Annotated in this window: 1 protein-coding gene; it reads left to right on the forward strand. The window is 70.8% G+C overall.

Translation table 11 applies throughout. From position 1 onward, the window contains the following. A partial coding sequence (locus tag A3722_RS09425) for a prolipoprotein diacylglyceryl transferase family protein (protein ID WP_201721998.1) occupies positions 1 to 202 on the forward strand: 202 nt, incomplete at both ends.

The raw sequence follows: 202 nt of genomic DNA on the forward strand, positions 1-202 counted from the left end.
GGGTTGGCGCCGGGCCTGTTTCTGGGGCGGCTGGCGAATTTCATCAACGCCGAGCTCTGGGGCCGTCCGACCGATCTGCCTTGGGGCGTGGCCTTCCCCGGTGAGGCAGCGCAGTTCTGCCCCGACGTGGCCGGCATCTGCGCCCGGCACCCCTCGCAACTCTATGAGGCGCTGCTGGAGGGGCTGGTCTTGGGCGGCGTGC

The organism is Sulfitobacter sp. HI0027, assembly GCF_001634775.1.
GTDB lineage: Bacteria > Pseudomonadota > Alphaproteobacteria > Rhodobacterales > Rhodobacteraceae > Sulfitobacter.